This is a genomic window from Bacillus xiapuensis (assembly GCF_002797355.1).
In the GTDB taxonomy this organism is placed as follows: domain Bacteria; phylum Bacillota; class Bacilli; order Bacillales; family Domibacillaceae; genus Bacillus_CE; species Bacillus_CE xiapuensis.
In genome coordinates this window covers 1,411,325-1,429,784 of the sequence record NZ_KZ454939.1, presented here as the reverse complement: position 1 = coordinate 1,429,784, position 18,460 = coordinate 1,411,325, and the positions used below count along the sequence as shown (strand labels likewise).

General features: G+C 44.1%; 24 protein-coding genes. 7 read left to right on the top strand and 17 right to left on the bottom strand.

Features of this window, described 5'->3' with window-relative positions:
- Positions 1 to 72 precede the first annotated feature (72 nt).
- The 3 genes from CEF20_RS07080 to CEF20_RS07075 all read left to right on the top strand — a co-directional run bounded on the left by CEF20_RS07080 (position 73) and on the right by CEF20_RS07075 (position 2,390).
- Positions 73 to 258, top strand: coding sequence for a hypothetical protein (locus tag CEF20_RS07080; RefSeq protein ID WP_100331142.1), 186 nt, complete (start codon positions 73 to 75; stop codon positions 256 to 258).
- An 8-nt stretch (positions 259 to 266) separates the two neighbouring features.
- Positions 267 to 434 carry a hypothetical protein gene (locus CEF20_RS16555; protein WP_157796212.1) on the top strand — a complete coding sequence of 56 codons (168 nt, stop codon included), beginning with the start codon at positions 267 to 269 and terminating at the stop codon, positions 432 to 434.
- A gap of 330 nt (positions 435 to 764) precedes the next feature.
- Positions 765 to 2,390 (top strand): ABC-F family ATP-binding cassette domain-containing protein, encoded by a 1,626-nt coding sequence (locus CEF20_RS07075; RefSeq protein WP_100331141.1) that lies wholly within the window; start codon positions 765 to 767, stop codon positions 2,388 to 2,390.
- 33 nt (positions 2,391 to 2,423) lie between these two features.
- Here the strand turns inward: CEF20_RS07075 and CEF20_RS07070 are convergent, their stop codons facing one another.
- Positions 2,424 to 2,699, bottom strand: a complete 276-nt coding sequence (locus CEF20_RS07070; protein ID WP_100331140.1) for a hypothetical protein — start codon at positions 2,697 to 2,699, stop codon at positions 2,424 to 2,426.
- Positions 2,700 to 3,236: 537 nt separating this feature from the next.
- Here CEF20_RS07070 and CEF20_RS07065 point away from each other — a divergent pair.
- The gene (locus tag CEF20_RS07065; RefSeq protein WP_100331139.1) at positions 3,237 to 3,449 is read left to right on the top strand and encodes a competence protein; all 213 of its coding nucleotides are present in this window, start codon (positions 3,237 to 3,239) and stop codon (positions 3,447 to 3,449) included.
- Positions 3,446 to 3,571, top strand: a complete 126-nt coding sequence (locus CEF20_RS07060) for a small acid-soluble spore protein P (protein ID WP_100331138.1) — start codon at positions 3,446 to 3,448, stop codon at positions 3,569 to 3,571. Before CEF20_RS07065 ends, CEF20_RS07060 begins: the two co-directional genes overlap by 4 nt.
- A gap of 52 nt (positions 3,572 to 3,623) precedes the next feature.
- Here the strand turns inward: CEF20_RS07060 and CEF20_RS07055 are convergent, their stop codons facing one another.
- From CEF20_RS07055 to CEF20_RS06995, 13 genes are all read right to left on the bottom strand, one after another.
- A complete protein-coding gene (locus CEF20_RS07055) occupies positions 3,624 to 4,223 on the bottom strand; it encodes a response regulator transcription factor (protein WP_100331137.1) in 600 nt (199 codons plus the stop codon).
- Positions 4,220 to 5,356 carry a sensor histidine kinase gene (locus CEF20_RS07050; protein WP_100331136.1) on the bottom strand — a complete coding sequence of 379 codons (1,137 nt, stop codon included), beginning with the start codon at positions 5,354 to 5,356 and terminating at the stop codon, positions 4,220 to 4,222. The genes CEF20_RS07055 and CEF20_RS07050 overlap by 4 nt, the downstream gene beginning before the upstream one ends.
- A 161-nt stretch (positions 5,357 to 5,517) precedes the next feature.
- Positions 5,518 to 6,555: a Delta(5) desaturase DesA gene (locus CEF20_RS07045; protein WP_100331135.1), complete on the bottom strand. Its 1,038-nt coding sequence runs from the start codon at positions 6,553 to 6,555 to the stop codon at positions 5,518 to 5,520.
- Positions 6,556 to 6,723: 168 nt separating this feature from the next.
- Positions 6,724 to 7,452: a MerR family transcriptional regulator gene (locus CEF20_RS07040; RefSeq protein WP_100331134.1), complete on the bottom strand. Its 729-nt coding sequence runs from the start codon at positions 7,450 to 7,452 to the stop codon at positions 6,724 to 6,726.
- A gap of 107 nt (positions 7,453 to 7,559) precedes the next feature.
- The gene (gene modB, locus CEF20_RS07035; protein WP_100331133.1) at positions 7,560 to 8,219 is read right to left on the bottom strand and encodes a molybdate ABC transporter permease subunit; all 660 of its coding nucleotides are present in this window, start codon (positions 8,217 to 8,219) and stop codon (positions 7,560 to 7,562) included.
- A gap of 4 nt (positions 8,220 to 8,223) precedes the next feature.
- On the bottom strand, positions 8,224 to 9,015 hold the full coding sequence (gene modA / locus CEF20_RS07030; RefSeq protein ID WP_100331132.1) for a molybdate ABC transporter substrate-binding protein: 792 nt from the start codon (positions 9,013 to 9,015) through the stop codon (positions 8,224 to 8,226).
- 149 nt (positions 9,016 to 9,164) lie between these two features.
- On the bottom strand, positions 9,165 to 9,647 hold the full coding sequence (locus tag CEF20_RS07025) for a DUF456 domain-containing protein (RefSeq protein WP_100331131.1): 483 nt from the start codon (positions 9,645 to 9,647) through the stop codon (positions 9,165 to 9,167).
- A 19-nt stretch (positions 9,648 to 9,666) separates the two neighbouring features.
- Positions 9,667 to 10,188, bottom strand: a complete 522-nt coding sequence (gene mug, locus CEF20_RS07020; protein ID WP_100331130.1) for a G/U mismatch-specific DNA glycosylase — start codon at positions 10,186 to 10,188, stop codon at positions 9,667 to 9,669.
- A 538-nt stretch (positions 10,189 to 10,726) separates the two neighbouring features.
- Positions 10,727 to 11,812, bottom strand: coding sequence for an SDR family oxidoreductase (locus CEF20_RS07015; RefSeq protein WP_100331129.1), 1,086 nt, complete (start codon positions 11,810 to 11,812; stop codon positions 10,727 to 10,729).
- Positions 11,813 to 11,860: 48 nt separating this feature from the next.
- The gene (moaD, locus tag CEF20_RS07010; RefSeq protein WP_100331128.1) at positions 11,861 to 12,094 is read right to left on the bottom strand and encodes a molybdopterin converting factor subunit 1; all 234 of its coding nucleotides are present in this window, start codon (positions 12,092 to 12,094) and stop codon (positions 11,861 to 11,863) included.
- 2 nt (positions 12,095 to 12,096) lie between these two features.
- The gene (locus tag CEF20_RS07005) at positions 12,097 to 12,564 is read right to left on the bottom strand and encodes a molybdenum cofactor biosynthesis protein MoaE (RefSeq protein WP_100331127.1); all 468 of its coding nucleotides are present in this window, start codon (positions 12,562 to 12,564) and stop codon (positions 12,097 to 12,099) included.
- A gap of 1 nt (position 12,565) precedes the next feature.
- Positions 12,566 to 13,081 carry a molybdopterin-guanine dinucleotide biosynthesis protein B gene (gene mobB / locus CEF20_RS07000; protein ID WP_232713393.1) on the bottom strand — a complete coding sequence of 172 codons (516 nt, stop codon included), beginning with the start codon at positions 13,079 to 13,081 and terminating at the stop codon, positions 12,566 to 12,568.
- 141 nt (positions 13,082 to 13,222) lie between these two features.
- Positions 13,223 to 14,239, bottom strand: a complete 1,017-nt coding sequence (locus tag CEF20_RS06995; protein ID WP_100331126.1) for a thiazole biosynthesis adenylyltransferase ThiF — start codon at positions 14,237 to 14,239, stop codon at positions 13,223 to 13,225.
- A 300-nt stretch (positions 14,240 to 14,539) separates the two neighbouring features.
- Between CEF20_RS06995 and CEF20_RS06990 the strand changes: the two genes are divergently transcribed.
- Complete coding sequence (locus tag CEF20_RS06990) at positions 14,540 to 15,124, top strand: molybdenum cofactor guanylyltransferase (protein ID WP_100331125.1); 585 nt, start codon at positions 14,540 to 14,542, stop codon at positions 15,122 to 15,124.
- A gap of 46 nt (positions 15,125 to 15,170) precedes the next feature.
- Positions 15,171 to 15,659 (top strand): cyclic pyranopterin monophosphate synthase MoaC, encoded by a 489-nt coding sequence (moaC, locus tag CEF20_RS06985; protein ID WP_100331124.1) that lies wholly within the window; start codon positions 15,171 to 15,173, stop codon positions 15,657 to 15,659.
- A 52-nt stretch (positions 15,660 to 15,711) separates the two neighbouring features.
- On the opposite strand, the gene CEF20_RS06980 is transcribed toward moaC, so the two are convergent.
- From CEF20_RS06980 to fdhD, 3 genes are all read right to left on the bottom strand, one after another.
- Positions 15,712 to 16,512, bottom strand: a complete 801-nt coding sequence (locus tag CEF20_RS06980; RefSeq protein ID WP_100331123.1) for a formate/nitrite transporter family protein — start codon at positions 16,510 to 16,512, stop codon at positions 15,712 to 15,714.
- Positions 16,513 to 16,576: 64 nt separating this feature from the next.
- Complete coding sequence (moaA, locus tag CEF20_RS06975) at positions 16,577 to 17,593, bottom strand: GTP 3',8-cyclase MoaA (protein WP_100331122.1); 1,017 nt, start codon at positions 17,591 to 17,593, stop codon at positions 16,577 to 16,579.
- Between the two features lie 63 nt (positions 17,594 to 17,656).
- Entirely contained in the window at positions 17,657 to 18,460 is an 804-nt protein-coding gene (gene fdhD, locus CEF20_RS06970) for a formate dehydrogenase accessory sulfurtransferase FdhD (protein WP_100331121.1), read from the bottom strand.

Below are 18,460 nucleotides of genomic sequence, written 5' to 3'. Positions count from 1 at the left end.
AAAGCAGAATAAAAATATAGTAAACGGGTAAAGAATAAAAAAGTGTGCAGTTTATGCGGAAGGAGGAATTGGATGCATTTGCGTGTTTGCGAACAATGTAATCGCTTCGGACGAGTTCCTCTTATTCGGAACTCTGGACTGCAAAAGGTCTGCAAGCATTGCCACGGCACCGGCTTCATTGATGGCATACAGGCGGCTTTCCGGCAGAATGAAGCGGTTTTTTCAAACGGATTCAGACAGAATTTAATGAATGAATGAGGAGAGGAATGAGCGTGAAAGAGCACGACAAAATATTATATGGGGAAAAAGAATACGAAATTATCCGAATAGATGAAGCGGGCTATTGTGACATTAAGCAGATGACTCCTCCCTATCAAGTGGAGCTGACTCATATTAAGCACATCAAAGATTGCCCTATTATATCGAAAACGTAAAGGAACCTGACTCCCAATGGTCACAGGTTCTTTTTTAATTCGGCTATTCGAATCTTATAAGGTAAAGCGGCTGATTAACAATGTGGAAAATTCAGCACCGCAGCGGCCTGTCATTTGATCTCTTCCGCTTTTGACATAAACTCCGACTTTCCTTTCTCCATATTTAATCCTGTTGGTCCCGCGCTTTTAGGAGAGTTTTTCACATTAATTTCTCAGGAGATCGCCCATTCTTTCTTTTAGCCCTAGCAAGTTAACGATTGTCTCTCCCTTTTGCGGCGGAGAAATGGTATAATCGGAGACGATTACCTATAAAATGGAGGACTTTATACATTGATTACTGTACAAGATGTCAGCTTGCGCTTTGGCGATAAAAAGCTGTTTGAAGACATTCATATTAAATTCACGCCAGGAAATTGCTATGGACTGATCGGAGCAAACGGAGCGGGCAAATCGACTTTTTTGAAGATTCTATCTGGAGAGCTTGAGCCGCAAACGGGGCACGTGTCGATGGCGCCGAATTCCCGAATGGCTGTATTAAAGCAGAATCACTTTGAATTTGAAGAATTCGAAGTGCTGAAAACGGTGATTATGGGGCACGCCCGCTTGTATGAAGTGATGCAAGAAAAGGACGCGATCTATATGAAGCCTGATTTTTCTGATGAAGATGGCATGAGAGCGGCTGAATTGGAGGGTGAATTTGCAGAATTAAATGGCTGGGAAGCCGAATCAGAAGCGGCCATTTTATTAAAAGGCTTAGGTATAGCCGAAGAGCTTCACACGAAGAAAATGGCGGACTTAACAGGTTCGGAAAAGGTAAAAGTCTTGCTGGCTCAAGCTTTGTTCGGAAAGCCCGATGTCCTGCTTCTTGATGAGCCGACAAACCACTTGGACATTCAAGCGATCCAATGGCTGGAAGAGTTTCTAATTAACTTTGAAAACACGGTGATTGTTGTCTCCCATGACCGTCACTTCTTAAACAAAGTCTGTACGCATATTGCGGATCTTGACTTCGGCAAAATTCAAGTTTATGTCGGCAACTATGATTTCTGGTATGAATCCAGTCAATTGGCGCTGAGAATGGCGCAGGATGCCAATAAGAAAAAAGAGGAAAAAATCAAGGAGCTACAAGGGTTTATCGCCCGCTTTAGTGCCAATGCTTCTAAATCTAAGCAAGCGACTTCCCGAAAGAAATTACTAGAGAAGATTACATTGGATGACATTAAACCGTCCTCCCGCAAATATCCGTATGTCCATTTTAAACCAGAGCGGGAAATCGGCAATGACCTTCTGCGTGTGGAAGAATTAACAAAAACGATAGATGGCGTGAAAGTTCTCGATAACATTAGCTTTGTGATGAACAAGGATGATAAGATTGCCCTTGTGGGGACGAACGAATTAGCGAAAACAACGCTGTTTAAAATATTGGCTGGCGAAATGGAGCCGGACAGCGGCACCTATAAATGGGGCGTGACAACAAGCCGCTCCTATTTCCCGAAGGATAACAGTGAATATTTTGAAGGATCGGATCTGAATCTCGTGGAATGGCTTCGCCAATACTCCCCTGAGGATCAAAGTGAAAGCTTCCTTCGCGGGTTCCTGGGACGCATGCTCTTTTCCGGTGAGGAAGCCTTGAAAAAAGCAAGCGTCCTATCCGGAGGAGAGAAGGTTCGCTGCATGCTTTCCAAAATGATGCTGTCCGGTGCGAATGTGCTGCTCTTGGATGAGCCAACGAACCATTTAGATTTGGAATCCATCACAGCCGTCAATAACGGGCTGGTAAATTTCAAAGGTTCTCTGATCTTTTCTTCTCATGACCATCAATTTATTCAAACCATTGCCAACCGTATTATTGACCTGACGCCGAGCGGCCTTGTAGATAAGGAAATGACTTATGATGAATATTTGGCCGATAGCGAGCTGCAAAAGCAAATAAAAGCAATGTATCAGCCATCTTAATAAAAAAAGCCAGAGCATCCTCTCTGGCTTTTTTTATTTGATTTGCTGATAAGTGTCGATAAATTGGTCAGGACTTGTTGTGACCAGATAAGAAAATACGCCTCGGATCGTATGCAAATAGAAAAAAACAAAGCCGGCTGAAAACCTCCGGTAAGACATATCATGTACTTCATGAAGGGCAAATTCATGAGACGCCGTGGTCACTTTATCCTGAAATAAATGAAGATGAGCTTCTTCCTGGTAGATGTGCTGCTGACCTTGTTTAATTTCCCGCCTAATCAACTTATATGACTGCGTAGCTTGGGGCATAGCTCCCTCCCTCTCTCTTTAACGGCTTCTATACAACACAGTTTAACAAATACGAATTCCGGGAAACAAGCCAAAAGCCGTACAGCTCTTTTGTGAACAAACATTCTGCAGCGCATAAAAAATCAGATGCTAAGAATCCGGCTTTCATCTTGTTGAAAAATGGCTTATAACTTCATAAGACGGAATAACGGTGCGCTAAATGAGCGCACCGTTATGGCATGCAAGAAATTGATATGGTTGGCCGAACTGTACCTGTTCTCCGACAAACACCTCATTTACATGAAGAATCGTGAGAATACCGCATCTGGGTCAGTACAATAGTTGTCCAATACCATCACCCCATTGGAGTTTTCGTTCCTTGCCTTATTTATCATGTTCAATCGTCTCTCCTTCTATACCAAAGAATAAAAAAATATTTGCCGCTATTCCTCACAGCTGCATCAGAAACTTTCCAGCTATTCTTCTTATGTGATTGGGCATCATAACAGTGTCACAGAAAATTCTGTGCCCCAAAACTGAACCAGCGGAGGGATCTATATGGGAAGCAGTAGTAAATCGAAACGTTTTGTTCAACAAGGGAAAGACGCTATCGCTAAGCATGATGAACGCTTTCCATATCGGATGTCGTATGCTGAGGCAGAAGAACAGAGCGCGAACGATCATACAGAAAAAATAACCGGTTCCGCGCTAGATGCTTTACAAGAAATGACGCATGGTATTCTCCAAAGCAAAGGGGGTGACCGGGCATGAATAAGCATTCGGCCCGTTCCGCAGCAGAATCTTCCGGACAGCCCAAGCCATTGAGCGGTTCACATAAAGTTAAAAACAAAAATCACTCAAGACAAAAGAAAAACAGCGGGCATGATATGTAGCGGACCCCCTGTTGCCGGTCAGGGGGCTTATATTCCCTGGCCGTTTGCTCCATTATTTAAACCAGCCCTTCTTCTTCGACTGCGAAATCGCTTCAATGCGGTTTTTGACTTCCAGCTTATCAAAGATCGTCGATATATAATTCCGTACCGTTCCTGGCGTGATTTGCAAAGTTTCTGCAATGGCTTTGGTGCTTTTGCCTTCCGCTACCAGCTCTAAAACTTCTTTCTCCCGTTCGGTCAGAGGATTTTCTTCACTGTACAAATCATCCATTAATTCTGGAGCATAAATTCTCTGTCCCTGCATGATGCTGCGGATCGAGTTGGCTAATTCTTCGCTTGGACTGTCCTTTAGCAAGTAGCCGCTTACCTTTGCTTTAATTGCCCGCTGAAAATACCCCGTGCGGGCAAATGTCGTTAAAATGATGACTTTGCAGCCAAATCCCTTCAATTCTTCCGCAGCTTCAAGTCCACTTTTTCCCGGCATTTCAATATCCATTATGCAAATATCCGGCTGCAGCTTTTGCACAAGCGCAATCGCTTCATCACCGTTTGTGGCTTTGCCGACCACTTCCATATCCTCTTCTAAATTAAGCAAGGAACCTAAGGCTCCCAACAGCATTCGCTGGTCTTCAGCTATAACTATTTGAATCATCTTTGTCCCTCCTGCTGTTTGGCGTTAATAGGCACTGTCATGATGATGGTTGTTCCTTGATCGGCCACAATATTCAGGCTTCCGTTCACAAATTCTAAACGCTCTTTCATTCCCAATAAGCCGTTTCCCTTGTTTAAATCGTTGCTTTTCACCAGCCCAATTCCATTATCGCGGACGATCAGCTGGATGTCTTTGTCTGATTGTTTGAATTGAATTTGACAAACAGTCGCTTGGCTATGCTTCACGACATTTGTCACTGCTTCTTTCATACACATGCCCAAAATATTTTCTAAAAACAAAGAAGTCTTAGGCAATGTCCATTCCTGATCGCCGATGAATTCAATTTGCGCCGCTTTTAAGATTTGTTTCACGAGCACAATCTCTTCCGCTAATCTCGTTCCTCTCATAGAAGACACCATTTTCCGGACTTCATTTAAAGCCGTTCTGGCCGTTTGCTGCACATCTTTTAATTCCGCGCGGGCGCTTTCCGAATCCTTATAAATTAACTTTTCCGCCAGATCACTTTTCAGCCCGATTAGCGACAATTTCTGCCCCAATGTATCATGAAGATCGCGGGCAATCCGCTGGCGCTCTTCCAGCTTGACTAAATCTGAAATGCGGTCGTTGGCATCTTGGAGCTGTTCTTCTAATTGCTCTTGTTTTTTTCGGTTGTAAATATTAAACGGAAGCAAAATGACGCTGATCCAGATGATGACGATAAAAGGCAGCTGCTTTAAGAACAGCGGATCTTGAAGCACGATGTTGTAATTGATGGAAATGGTGGTCGCTACTAAATGAATCACATATAGCGTGATAAAGGCCGCCCGATTTTTAATGTTACCATTGTAATAGGCAATATAAAAAGCAAAGTATACAAATTGGAAAAGAATCGTCATCGTAATGGAAATCGAAATTAAAATGCCCGCCCATAAATAAACCGGCCATTTTTTTGAAAGAAAGGCAAAACGATAAGAGAGAAAAAAGACAATCGTCAGCGCAATTCCCACAATCATTTCTCCCGTTGAGGAAGATTGAAAGATGAAGTAAAAGGGAAGGATGCTGAACACGCTCCATATATATGGTGAAATTCCAGACGCTCGCTGAAAGATCGTTAATTTTTTTCGTTTTTGCATCTGCATCACCTCTTTTAACCTGTTAGTAAAAAAGAACTTCTCTGTTATTGTAGCATAGGAGTCACAATCAAGGACTGCCAACAAATATAAAAAAAAGAACAGCCATATTCCTGCCGCTTCCACAAGCAAGTGGAATGCGGTAGGAGTATGGCGATGTGATGTTACTTAATAGGCACTGAGCTGTACACTCTTTTTTGCTTGCTCTTCCTTAACGCTCTGGCTTCTTTAAAGGTCACGAATGTGTCGCTTTTTTCATCCCATAAGCGAAATTTCAAGGATGTTAAGCTCGTCGCTAATGTGACCGTGGGAACGTTTCGTAAAAGCTCTGTATGCTTATGAGCGTCCGCTAACCGGTAATTGGGCACTCTCGGGCTTAAATGATGAACATGGTGAAATCCGATGTTGCCTGTCAGCCATTGCAAGGGCTTCGGTAATTGATAGTAGGAACTTCCTTCAACGGCCGCTTTCACAAAGTCCCAATGCTCATCTTCTTCGAAGTAAGAGTCTTCAAAAGTATGCTGGACATAAAAGAGCCAAATCCCCACTGCTCCGGCTACTAAAAAGATCGGGCCATGCACTAAAAGGAAGGCTTCCCAGCCGATTAAGCTGCAAAGGAGAAAAATGATGCCCGCAAGCGCTGCGTTCGTTACATACGTGTTCACTCGTTCTTTCCAGCGGGCTCCTTTTCTGTTAAAGCGGTTGGTAATCAAAAACACATAAATGGGACCCAACCCAAACATAACGAAAGGATTGCGGTATAAGCGGTAGGCAACCTTGGTCCAAAAGGAGGCAGCATCATATTCCTCGACGGTCATCATCCAAATATCCCCCGTACCCCTTTTATCTAAATTACTGCTCGTCGCATGATGAACGGAATGGCTGTGCTGCCATTGATCATATGGGAAGAAGGTGAGTATCCCTGTAATAGTCCCGATTATTTTATTCGCTTTTCGGTTTTTAAAGAAAGAGTAATGGCAGCAATCATGGAAAATAATAAAAACTCTCGTCAATAAAAAGGCGCCAATGACAGCAAATAATAAGGTGAGCGCATAGCTTACGGACAAGCTTTGATAAGCGAGCACCCAGGTCAGCAAAAAAGGGCCGATCGTATTAACCAGTTGCCATACGCTGGATTTTGTATTTACTTTTTCATAAGGAGTCATTTGTTTTCGCAAGCTTTTTGCATTTTGTATTCCCATATTCATTTCCCTTCCATCATTGATGATTTTATTATAGAGAAAGGAAATGAAAATTTGCAGTAGCACCCGTCATGTACGGAACATGATAAATGTCATACCAGCACAGCCGCCGGGCACAGGGGCCCCATCTTGCTGAACAAATCAGAAATATAAGTTAACATAATATAATTATTGTTTATTTTCTTCCGCGTAAATTTCCATGGCTTCCTTCAAGAAGCCCGCGAATCCTTCACCGAATTGATCAATATTCTTCCTGAACCGTTCGTCCGCCACATACAGCTGCCCCAGCCCTTTAAAGGCCTCCAGTGAATAATTTCCTATTTTGTTCAGAAGGCCATACCATGCTTTCATCGCTTCCTGAGCTTCTTTCGATGCTGGCGAATGGTGACGAAGAGAGGCCATGCTATTCCACAGATCTGCTAAATGTTCATGTTCTGCCTCCGTCAGCTGGCTGATTTTTTCGCTGGCTGTTTCGACTGCTTGGTCTCCCCAGCGCTCCCTGGCTTCTTGCTCATAGGGATTGGCGCTAAAATCAAAGCCCGCGAATTTTTCTTTATGGGTCATGTCGATTTCTCCTTTCATATATTGAATGGTTTGATCAACCATCTTTAGCAAGCGGTCTATTCTGTGCCGTTTTTCCAACAGCATTTTCCGATGCAGCCGAAGAGCTTCTTTTCGATCAAATGCCGGATTATTGATCATTTCTTTAATTTTCTTTAAAGGAAAGTCCAGTTCCTTGAAAAAAAGAATTTGCTGAAGCGTCTCCAAGTTATCTTCGGAATAAACGCGATAACCTGCTGCTGTGACTTGGTCCGGAACTAATAATCCAATTTCATCATAATGGTGCAAGGTACGGACACTAATCCCGGCCAAGTCAGCTACCTCTTTCACCTTCAATGCTTATGCCCCCCTTCATTTCTAACAATAAAGTATAACGCAACGTTAGGGTCAACAGAGAGATAAGAAAAAACCGCTGCGATCTCGGCAATCGCAGCGGTTTTTGTTCACGGCCTTCTCATCATATGTACAAAAAGCAGCAGAATAAAGGAAAGGCTCACCATACAGACCACCCACATCCAGGCCATTCGCATATCGCCTGTTTCCATCGCTGTATAAATAGCTAGCGGAGCCGTTTGGGTTCTTCCAGGAAGATTTCCCGCAAACATCAGCGTCGCCCCAAATTCTCCCAAAGCCCTAGTAAAGCTTAGAATGGCGCCAGAAGCAATGGACTTTAATGCAAGCGGAATAGAAACAAACAGAAAAACTTTAAGCTCGCTCGCACCGTCTACACGCGCTGCCTCCTCAATATCCATGTCGATCGCTTCAAACCCTGCTTTAGCGGATTGATACATCAGCGGAAAAGCGACAACAGTAGAGGCGATCACCGCCGCCCACCATGTAAACATCACAGGCTGATGAAAGATCCACTCCATCACTTGCCCGATGAAACTATTCTTCCCAAAAACAATGATTAAAAGAAATCCAACTACCGTTGGCGGAAGCACCAAGGGCAGCAACATGACAGTTTCCAAAACAAGCTTGCCTTTAAACGTCCGGTTGGCCATCATTCTGCCCAGACAGATTCCTGCAATAAACACAATAAGAGCAGAAACGGAGGCAATTTCAACGGACAGACGAACCGGTGACCAAAAATTGTCTAGCATGAGATTATGTCAGCCCTTTGAATCCGTACTTTTCGAAAATCTCCATCGACTTTTGCGCTTGGAGAAATTGATAAAATTGCTTCGCTTCCTGCGGATAAGAAGTATGGCTGACGATTCCAGCCGGGTAAATAATCGGATCATGAGTTTCTTTCTTCGCTGTATCAGCGAGTTTCACTTTTGATGAAATCTGAGCATCCGTCTTGTATACAATACCGGCATCGGCATTGCCAGTTTCTACGTATGTTAGCACTTGGCGGACATCTTTAGCATAAACGGCGCGGTTTTCAATTTTCTGCCAAATGTTTAAGCTTTTCAATGCTTGCTTAGCATATTTGCCCGCGGGCACTGTTTCCGGAGTTCCAAGCGCGAACCGCTCTGTTTCCGTTATATCGTGAAACGTTTGAATATCTTTTTTCGATGATGCCGGAACAATCAGCACTAATTCATTAGAGACTAGATCTGTCGCGTTCTCTTTATCGATCAGCTCTTCTTTCACCAATTCATCAAATTGATCCTCAGCAGCTGAGAGAAAAAGATCCGCCGGAGCACCTTGGGAGATTTGCTGCTTCAGCGCGCCTGATCCCCCAAAATTAAATGTGACCATAATATCAGGATGCTCCTTTTCAAACTCCTTCTTCACTTCAAGTAGCGCATTTTGTAAACTGGCTGCCGCCGAAACGGTTAATTCCACACGTTCCTGCTTGTCCGTACTCCGCGCTGTCTCTTCTTTAGAAAAACAGCCGGACAGGATCACTAACAGCAGCAGGAAAAGAAATAATTGAATAGATTTTTTCATTTTTTTCTCCCTTTCTTACCTACTAACTATACCGATTATAAATAGTTATCGCAAAAAAAGGAATGGCCAATAGCCGATTGTAAAAGAAACGCAAGCCGACAAACAGCGCGCTGCTACTCTCACAGGGCGCTGTTTTCTCATATTGTCCATTAAAAAATCGCTTCAAGAATAAACCAAATGATCATGATGGCTTGAATGAGAAACTTGGCAAGCGTTCCGCTTAAAAAACCGACAAACGTAGCAAAACCAACTTTGAATGCCTGCTTCGCATCCTTTTGAATAAACCATTCGGTCATCAGCACAGCGAAAAACGGCACATACAAGATTCCGAATGGCGGTGTAATAAAGGATCCTACAATCACAGCAAGCGTTGCCACCCGCTCCCCCCATTTGGAGCCGCCGTATTTCTTCACAAAATAACTGTTTGCCAATAGATCAGACAGAACGATAAAGATGGTTAACAGCACCATCCCTGCCCAAAAAATAACGGAAAGCTCTTCTCGGCTTATACCGAAGTAATAAAGGATAAAACCGCCCCAAAGGACGAAAATACCGGGAATAACCGGGAAAATCAAACCGAGAAAGCTCAAGACAAATAACAGGACGATGGCCGTCCATACAACGATAGACATATAGGCTCTTCTTCTCCTTTTATGATTGATTTCTTAAAGAGGCCAGCATGCGCGCAAGCTCGTGATAAATCGCCGCGATTTCATCTGTTTTCATCCGTACTAAACCGCTTGATGAAGGGGCAACGAAATCGATAGTTCCCGCAACAACAGAATCAGCTTGCTTTCCCCAGTCCACTTTTCTTTTGCCGCTGAATTGCTGATAGACCCCCTTGCCGACAAAGCAGACAATTCTCGGACGATAATAAGCGATTTTCTTTTTCAATTCTACTCTGCCGCTTTCATATTCTTCCTTCGTAATATCTTGCGCGCCTTTCGTCGGTCGGGACACGATATTGGTAAGACCGAATCCTAAGTCTAAAAGCCGCTCATCTTCCAGCGCTGTGTATTTTTTCGGTGTTAGTCCCGACTGGTGAAGAATGGTCCAGAATCGATTCGTCGGATTGGCAAAATGATGCCCCGTTTCTCCTGAACGGAGACTCGGGTTAAAGCCGACAAATAGCACATCTAAACCTTTTTTAATATGGTCACGGATCGGTTTCACTTCAGGTTCCTCCTCCGTCTGAATGCTGGCTAGATACTATATTTCCCTTAAAGCGAGAACAGAAAACGGCAAATGAATAATTTAGAACTCATCTGCAGAATTCAAGAAATCAAATTCAGTGCTGCATCTTTTCCCAATGAAACAATAGATAGAAATCGCCGTTCTTTCCAGTATACACGAATGATAATTGAACGGCTCCCACTTAACAACCTTACGGGTCGTTTGAAGTGGGGGATTCCTGCGAACGAACGCCAAAGTATCCTTCGGTAATTTTAGTAGGCTCACCCTGTTGTTCCAATAGATGCATCTAGAGTAATCGCAGCCAAGACCATAAATAGATCACCCTTTACTGTCGTTAAGTGATTGACACAGTTAAATAATTCCTTTGTTCCTCTTCCGGCAAAAAAACCGCATTATGCGGCTTGCAGGCGGCAAAGGAGCCGTCCACTCACATGCTGACAGCTCCTTTGGCTTGATTATTCTTTATTAATTTCCAAACATTCGAGATTCGAACGGGCGCACAAAGCGGCTCATGATGTTATGCGCGGATTAGCCCTTCGTTTGACTGTTTCATCCGGCGGTGATGAAAGCCGCGGATAATTCTTTTCAGCATATCCAAGTCCATTTGAAAAGCACCTTCTCCGTTCTTATGAAGCAATTCTCTAGTATGACGATCGTCAAAAGCAATCGAACGGTTCAAGTAATCTTTAAAAACTTCTAGCGGTTCGTTCAGCTTCTGTTCAACGAAAGAAAGATCCGTTTTTTTCTCGTAAGGCCAAATTTGCACAGCATCAAAATCTAACACCTGCTTTGCTACCTCCAGCACCTCTTGATTTGTAGGGGGTGCCGGGTTGATAATATTGTAAATGCCGCCGCTTTCACCATGATGCAGTCCTAGCGCTAGCACTTTCGCAACATAATCGACCGGAACGATATTGGATGTGGCCTCTTGATCCATCAGCAAATGAAACACGGTTTGATCATGAGACATTTTTTTCGCTGCTCTTTTCTTTAAGACCTCCAACGTGCGCAAAATGCCGTACAGGCCAAATGCTGTGTCCGCTTCCCCGGTATTTGAATCTCCGATTATGATAGCCGGGCGCATAATCATCACATCAAAGAAATCGAGATAGGACATCGCCACATGCTCCGCATGGCACTTGCTTTCTTCATAGGAATTCGTAAAAACAGAATCAAGCGGATATAACGCTTCGACTCCCTCAGTGCGCTTTCCAAGAGTATAGGCGGTGCTGACTTGAATGAATTTCTTAGCTTGAACAAGCTTTGCTAAGTCTAATGCACGCCTCGTTCCCTCCACATTCATCGCAAAGGATTGTTCGCGCTGACGTTCATCGAAGGATAAGATTGCCGCTGTATGATAAACTGCATCCAACTTTCCAATCAGCGGCTGACGTACGCTGGGATCGATTCCCAGATATTCTTCTGTTAGGTCACCTTTTACCGGGAAAAGGTGACCGCGGTATGTCTTCTCGATTTTTTCCAATAGCGCGCTGAACTTCCGCTCATTTCTGACCAGCGCATAAACTTGGTGCCCATCCTCCAGCAATTTTGTCACTAGCTTGGCTCCTAAAAATCCTGTTGCTCCTGTTATGAGTATATTCAAACTTCTGTCCACCTCTCACTGCCGTCCGTTTGCGGCAGAACTTTCTAATCAGCCGCCGCTTACCGGAGGAATCAATGCAACCGTATCACCGTCCTGCACGATTTCTTCTTCCGGCGCAAAATTTTCATTAATCGCTATCATCACTTGATCCAGTGAGGAGAGCTGATAGCCTTCTTCTAAATGCTTTTTAAGCTGAGCCACACTCATTCCGGCTTCTTCCAATGTTAGTTCACTCGCACCTGCTTCCTCTTGCAAGTGGGCAAATAATAATACCTTAATCATATTTACCATCCTTCCCCATCGGGTTTTCCGTTCGGATAAGGGACGTTTTCCAATTGATCCCCTATCCATTCAGTCCCGTCTTCCCAATGCTCTTTCTTCCAAATTGGAACGATTTGTTTAATGCGTTCAATTGCGTATTCATTCGCTTCATAGGCCGTCTTGCGATGAGGTGAGGACACCGCAATGACAACAGCGATATCCGATATATCCAAGCGGCCGATGCGATGAGTGATCGCCATTTGAGCTTCCGGCCATTTTTCTTTGCTTTCTTTAGCGATTTGTTCAAACATTTTAATCGCCATCGGAACATACGCTTGATACTCCAGAAAAAGCGTTTTCTTTCCCTTTGTAAACTCTCTCACTGTTCCTATAAATGCGGTGATCGCCCCAGCCTCTCTGCGGGCTACCTTTTGAGTAACCTCTTCAGCTGAAATCGGTTTGTCCGTAATTTCGAATAAAGATGGTTCCATGTCAATTCCTCACAATCTCCATTAAAAAGTTCATATATTGCTCCTCTTCTTTCAAAAGAAAGACGGGATATTTCTCCAGATTCGGATCATCCAGTGCCTTCCAGCAGATGACGCACTGAATATTTGTTAAGGAATCAAGCAAGCAAAGATCCTCCTCATTGCGCAGGAGCACTGCTTTAGGATAATCGGCTTGCTTGTATCCTTCAATCAATATAACATCAACGGAAAAGGTTTGGTACAGCCTCAGACATTCCTTCAGGCTAAAGTGAGCCTGTTTCATTGTGAATTGCCAGACCCCTTCCCCTTCGACACCCGCGATCATCGCTCCTGCCCGCTGATGGCGAGCACTGTCTTTGAGTTCGAGTGTTTGGTCGGGAACCCCTCCATGCCCATGATGTTTGATCGAGGCGGGGATCAGTCCATGCTGAGAAGTTCTGGCAATCAGCTTTTCCATTAATGTTGTCTTCCCGCTGTTTTGGAATCCTACCACTTGCAAAATAAAACATGGCTTGGCCAAAAGACAATCACTTCCTTATCTCAGATGCTACATCCTTTTCCCCCTTTAAGAATGGAGCGGGGATCACGGCGCCTTAATGCGCGATATGTTCAACGAACAAACCGCGGAGGATGAAAGAACTTCCGACCATTGCGGGGCCCTTTATCCGAGCAGCCGGTAATAGATGCTCTTCGCTTCCTGAATATCGCTGGTTCCATGAATCAGCACGCGTCCTCCTTGAAAGATGACAAGACGGTGATGCTCCAGCTGACAGGACAGCAAATAAGAATTATACTCGACTTTCCCCTGCATTTTCAATTGCTGTTTCAAGCGCGCAAAATCATATTGTACGGGCTTGGCCGGCCGAATTTGCACGGTATTTCTTCCGCACAGGCTATCTGTCTTTGTTTGATGATCATAAGTCAAATAAGGATAAACAGCCTCTTTTCCGCAGGAAGGGCAATGCTCATCTTTCACCTTTTGCAGGTTGATCGCATAGTGCTGATTCTTCCATACATCAAAGGTTAAAAACGTCCCTCTAAGGGCAGAAAAGTCCTCAGCCAATAATTTTAACGCTTCCGCCACTTGATAAGCGGCCACCATTTGAACCGTTGGACTGATGATGCCGGCTGTATCACAAGTTGCCCCTGAAGCAGGAACAGCCTTCAGAATACATTGGAGGCACGGCGTTTTCTCAGGTATGATCGTACAGGTTGCTCCAAAGCTTCCGACACATGACCCGTACACCCAGGGCACGCGATGCTTCTGCGCTAGATCGTTCACGATAAAGCGAATGTCGAAATTATCGCTTCCATCCATGATGACATCTGCATCCTTTACTAAAGGCTCCAGATTGCCGGCTCCGGCATCCATAATCATCCCGTTGACTTCGACATCTGTGTTGATTCTCTTGAGGCGTTTTTCGGCAGCGACGGCCTTAGGCAGCTGCTCTTTCGCATCTTGTTCGCTGTACAGCTGTTGCCGCTGCAGGTTGCTCCATTCAACGTAGTCGCGGTCGATAATGGTCAGTTTGCCGACGCCCGCCCGCACTAAAGCTTCCGCATTTGCGCTTCCTAATGCTCCGGCGCCGATCACGAGTGCATGCTTCTTTCTGATTTTTGCTTGTCCGCTATTCCCGATAGGCGCGAATAGCTGCTGACGTGAATACCTTTCTGTCACTGACGGGTCTTCCTTTCTTCTATTAATGTCCCCTAAATGAGACGGATGTTCCATAAAGATACAAACAATGGATCTATGCTATTATAATAAAATCCGAGCAGCTTCCTGAAGATCTAATCATTGATTTCCATGGAATTGATCCTCAGAATGGCCGCCGATCTGCATGGTCCGATCAGGCGGTGCATCAAGGAGATGATGCACCGTTCAGTATACCACAATTTATAATGAAAAAACGGTTATTTGCGGCAGCATTTCATGTAAAGCGATAAACATGCCAAACCGGCACAGAAGGAGGTCAAAATGAAAATAGCAGGCGTTGTATTAGCCGGCGGACAGTCATCCCGTTACGGCAAACCTAAAATGTTTGAAATGTACCAAGGGAAATATTTCTATCAGCACAGTTTGCTGGCATTCAAAGCTCAGTCGCTTGATCCTCTCATCATTTCAACCAATACTCAGCTTGCGCCTCGTTTTCAGGAAAGCGAGGCAGAAATCATAACAGAAAAGGAAGGGGAGGCTTTTCAAGGGCCGCTGTTTGCGCTGCATAATGTTATGTCCAAGGTAGAAGCGGATTGGTTTTTCATCTTGGCAAGTGATATGCCATTTGTTACAGCTGACTTTGTGAAACACATGCTGCGCTATACGGAAAATAAGAACTGCGATGTAATTGTTCCCGTCCAATCCTCTAAATTTCAAACGCTGGCAGCATTATATCATCGCAGAAACTTCCCTGTTATCACGCAGCTTTTACAGAATAAAAAAAGAAGCATGATGGCTTTATTAAAGCAAGCAGCCGTAAAGACCGTTGCCTTTCCTGATCAGCAAAAGGACTTCATCAATATTAATCATTCAGAAGACTGGTTGATTTACCAAGCGAAACCTTGATAAAATTGGCTGGACTTCAACATTTTTTAGAAAGCAGGAGGAAATTATGAGCGAATTTACCCATTGGAATCATGAGGGACGCCCGAAGATGGTGGACATCTCCGGCAAGGATGTGACCAAACGGACAGCCATCGCCAAAAGTGTCGTCTCCATATCTAATGAACTATATGAAGCGGTTCAGCGCGGACAAATTAAAAAAGGAGACCCGCTGCAAGTCGCACAGATTGCCGGGGTTATGGCCGCTAAGAAAACATCCGACCTGATTCCGATGTGCCACCCGATTATGCTGCAAGGAACGGATTTTTCATTTGATTATCAAAAGTCTTCTGACGGATATGAATTGACTATTCAGGTGACTGTGAAATGCCAAGGCAATACAGGGGTTGAAATGGAAGCTTTAACCGCCGTTTCCGTTGCTGCGTTAACTTTTTACGATATGTGCAAGGCCGTGGATAAATCTATGGTGATTAAAGAAACGCATTTAGTCCAAAAAACCGGCGGTAAAAGCGGCGATTACTTTCACGACTATTCATAATTACAGAAAAAGAGCACGCATCTGTTTTTCGCAGGTGCGTGCCCTTTTGTTTTTAGGATATTTTTCTAAGATTACTAGTTTGAACCTTTTGTTTTTGATAAGACAAAAAATAAGCCATGCCGACAAAAATTGCTCCGCCGACCACATTTCCTAAGAAGGCCGGAACGATGTTGCTGACCATTTCCAGCCAAGTGAAATGCCCGGCAAAGATCGCCGCTGGAATGACAAACATATTGGCGACAACGTGCTGAAAACCGATGGCGATAAAGGCCATAATCGGGAACCAGATGCCAAAAATTTTGCCGATCATATCATCTGCTCCATAGGCGAGCCAGACAGCAAGACAAACAAGCCAGTTACAGCCAATCGCAGAAATGAATGTTTGGAAGAATGAGTCATCAAGTTTTGCTTGTGCGATGGCCACCGTCTTGTCCAAATAAGGTCCGGTCTCTGTTAGTCCAACGATGTGTCCAAAGAAGAATGCAACAAAAATAGCGCCGAAGAAATTAGCCACTGTTACCCAAAACCAGTTGCGGGCAAGCTGACTCGCTGAAATCTTGCGAGCATATAATGCCATGGACACGGACATCATGTTGCCGGTCACTAATTCTCCGCCGGCAATCACAACTAAAATCAGGCCTAATGGGAAAACAGCCCCCCCTAATAAATTGCTTAAGCTTCCCCATTCAGCAGGCAGGTTTCCGATTACCCGAATATCCAGTAAAAATCCTAAAGCAATGAATGCTCCCCCTAAAAAACCTAATATCAACATGTTGGCAATCGATAGGTTTGCTTTTGATACCCCTGCATTGATCGATACTTCTGCTATTTTATCTGGTTTGTGAAAAGCCACAACAAATCCCCCTCTTACTCACTATTAAAAAATTCTCTTTTTTTATTTTGGCGAATGAAATGGATCAGCCCCCAATATGAGACATCTCCACTTTAGACTGACGTTCTGAAGACGTCCCGCTTGTCCGTTCATCAGAATAGCGGTCTGAGCGATGCTGCCAGACATTGCGGATGCTTTCAGCGATTTCATCATCGCTGAGGCCTGAACGGAGAAGATGACGCAAATCGGTTCCATCAGAGGCGAATAGACATGTATACAGCTTGCCTTCCGCCGAAATCCGGGCTCGCGTACAGCTTGAACAGAAGGAGTCGGTCACTGAAGAAATCACGCCGATTTCTTCTCCTCCCTCCACATAGCGGTAGCGAGTTGCCACTTCGCCTTCATAATTGGGCGCTAGCGGTTCAATCGGTGAAAAGCTGTTCACCTGATGCAAAATTTCTTTCTTCGAGATGACATCATCCAAGCGCCAGCCATTGGAATTTCCCACGTCCATATATTCAATAAAGCGAAGCGGATGATTCCTCTCTTTAAAATAACGGGCCATTGGAATAATATCCTGCTCATTGACACCCTTCTTCACAACCATATTAATTTTAACTTGAAGTCCGGCTTCGGATGCTTTTTCTATGCCTTCAAGCACGGATTTCACCTTTCCTCGGTTGCCGTTCATGGCCAAGAAGCGCTCTTCATTCAATGAATCCAAGCTAATGGACACGCGGGATAATCCCGCCTTAGCCAAGGCTTTTGCGTGTTTTTTTAGCAGAGAGCCGTTGGTCGTCATCGCGATGTCTTCCACTCCATCGATGCTGCTTAACATCTCGATCAGCACTGCTATATCTCTTCGCAAAAGCGGTTCTCCGCCAGTAATTCGCAATTTCTTGACGCCCAAAGAAACGAAAATAGAGGATAATCTTTCAATTTCTTCAAAAGACAGTATTTTATCGGAAGGCAGGAATGAATAGTTTGCCCCGAATATTTCTTCTGGCATGCAATAGCGGCAGCGAAAATTACAGCGGTCTGTTATAGAAATCCGCAAGTCTCTCAAAGGGCGCTTTAACTGGTCTCGCACTTGATCATTCATGTTGTTCACCCCTTTATCTTTTTTTGTGAATCATTGGCTTCCCCTCTGCAAAAAAGCAGCTCGTTAAGAACTGACGTCCACTTTAATCCGCTGAGGGTGGGTGTAAATATTTAACGATTGATTACGAATAAACCCAACTGCTGTTATACCTAATTCCTCGGCTAGTTGCAAAGCCAATTCAGTAGGCGCTGACTTGGACAACACGATTTCGCAGCCGATTTTGGCGACCTTCAGCAATATTTCCGAGGAGATCCGGCCGCTAAATACGAGCACTTTATCTCTGATGGAAATATTATTTTTTAAACAATAGCCGTATATTTTGTCTAACGCATTATGTCTTCCAATATCCATTCTGCTTATTAATACACCGTTCACATCGCATAATGCGGCGTTGTGAACTCCGCCCGTTTTCTGAAATGTCACCGCCGAATTTTGCATTTCATTCATCAGACGGTAACAATCATCCGGAGTGATTTGTACAGTTACGCTTTCCATTTTTTTCGCTGTCAGCGCATCATTCACAAATACAAACCCTTGTCTGCTCATTCCACAGCAGGAGGTAATGTATCTTTTATTTTGGAATTTTTCGTAATAAGGATTGAGTTTATTCGTTGTTACATGGGCGAAGCCTTCCTTTTCTTGAATCCATAGGTCTGTAATATCGGAATAGCGGCGAATAATGTTTTCTGATGCCAAATACCCAATTACCATATCTTCTATATGTTCAGGTGTACAGACCATTGTCACAAATTCTTCTTGATTCACTTTCACAGTTACAGGATACTCTGTTACTATCGTATCTTCAACCGTTTTCGCTCGATTATTTTCCACATGAATGATTTGTCTGCTAACTTCAGTCCCCTTCAT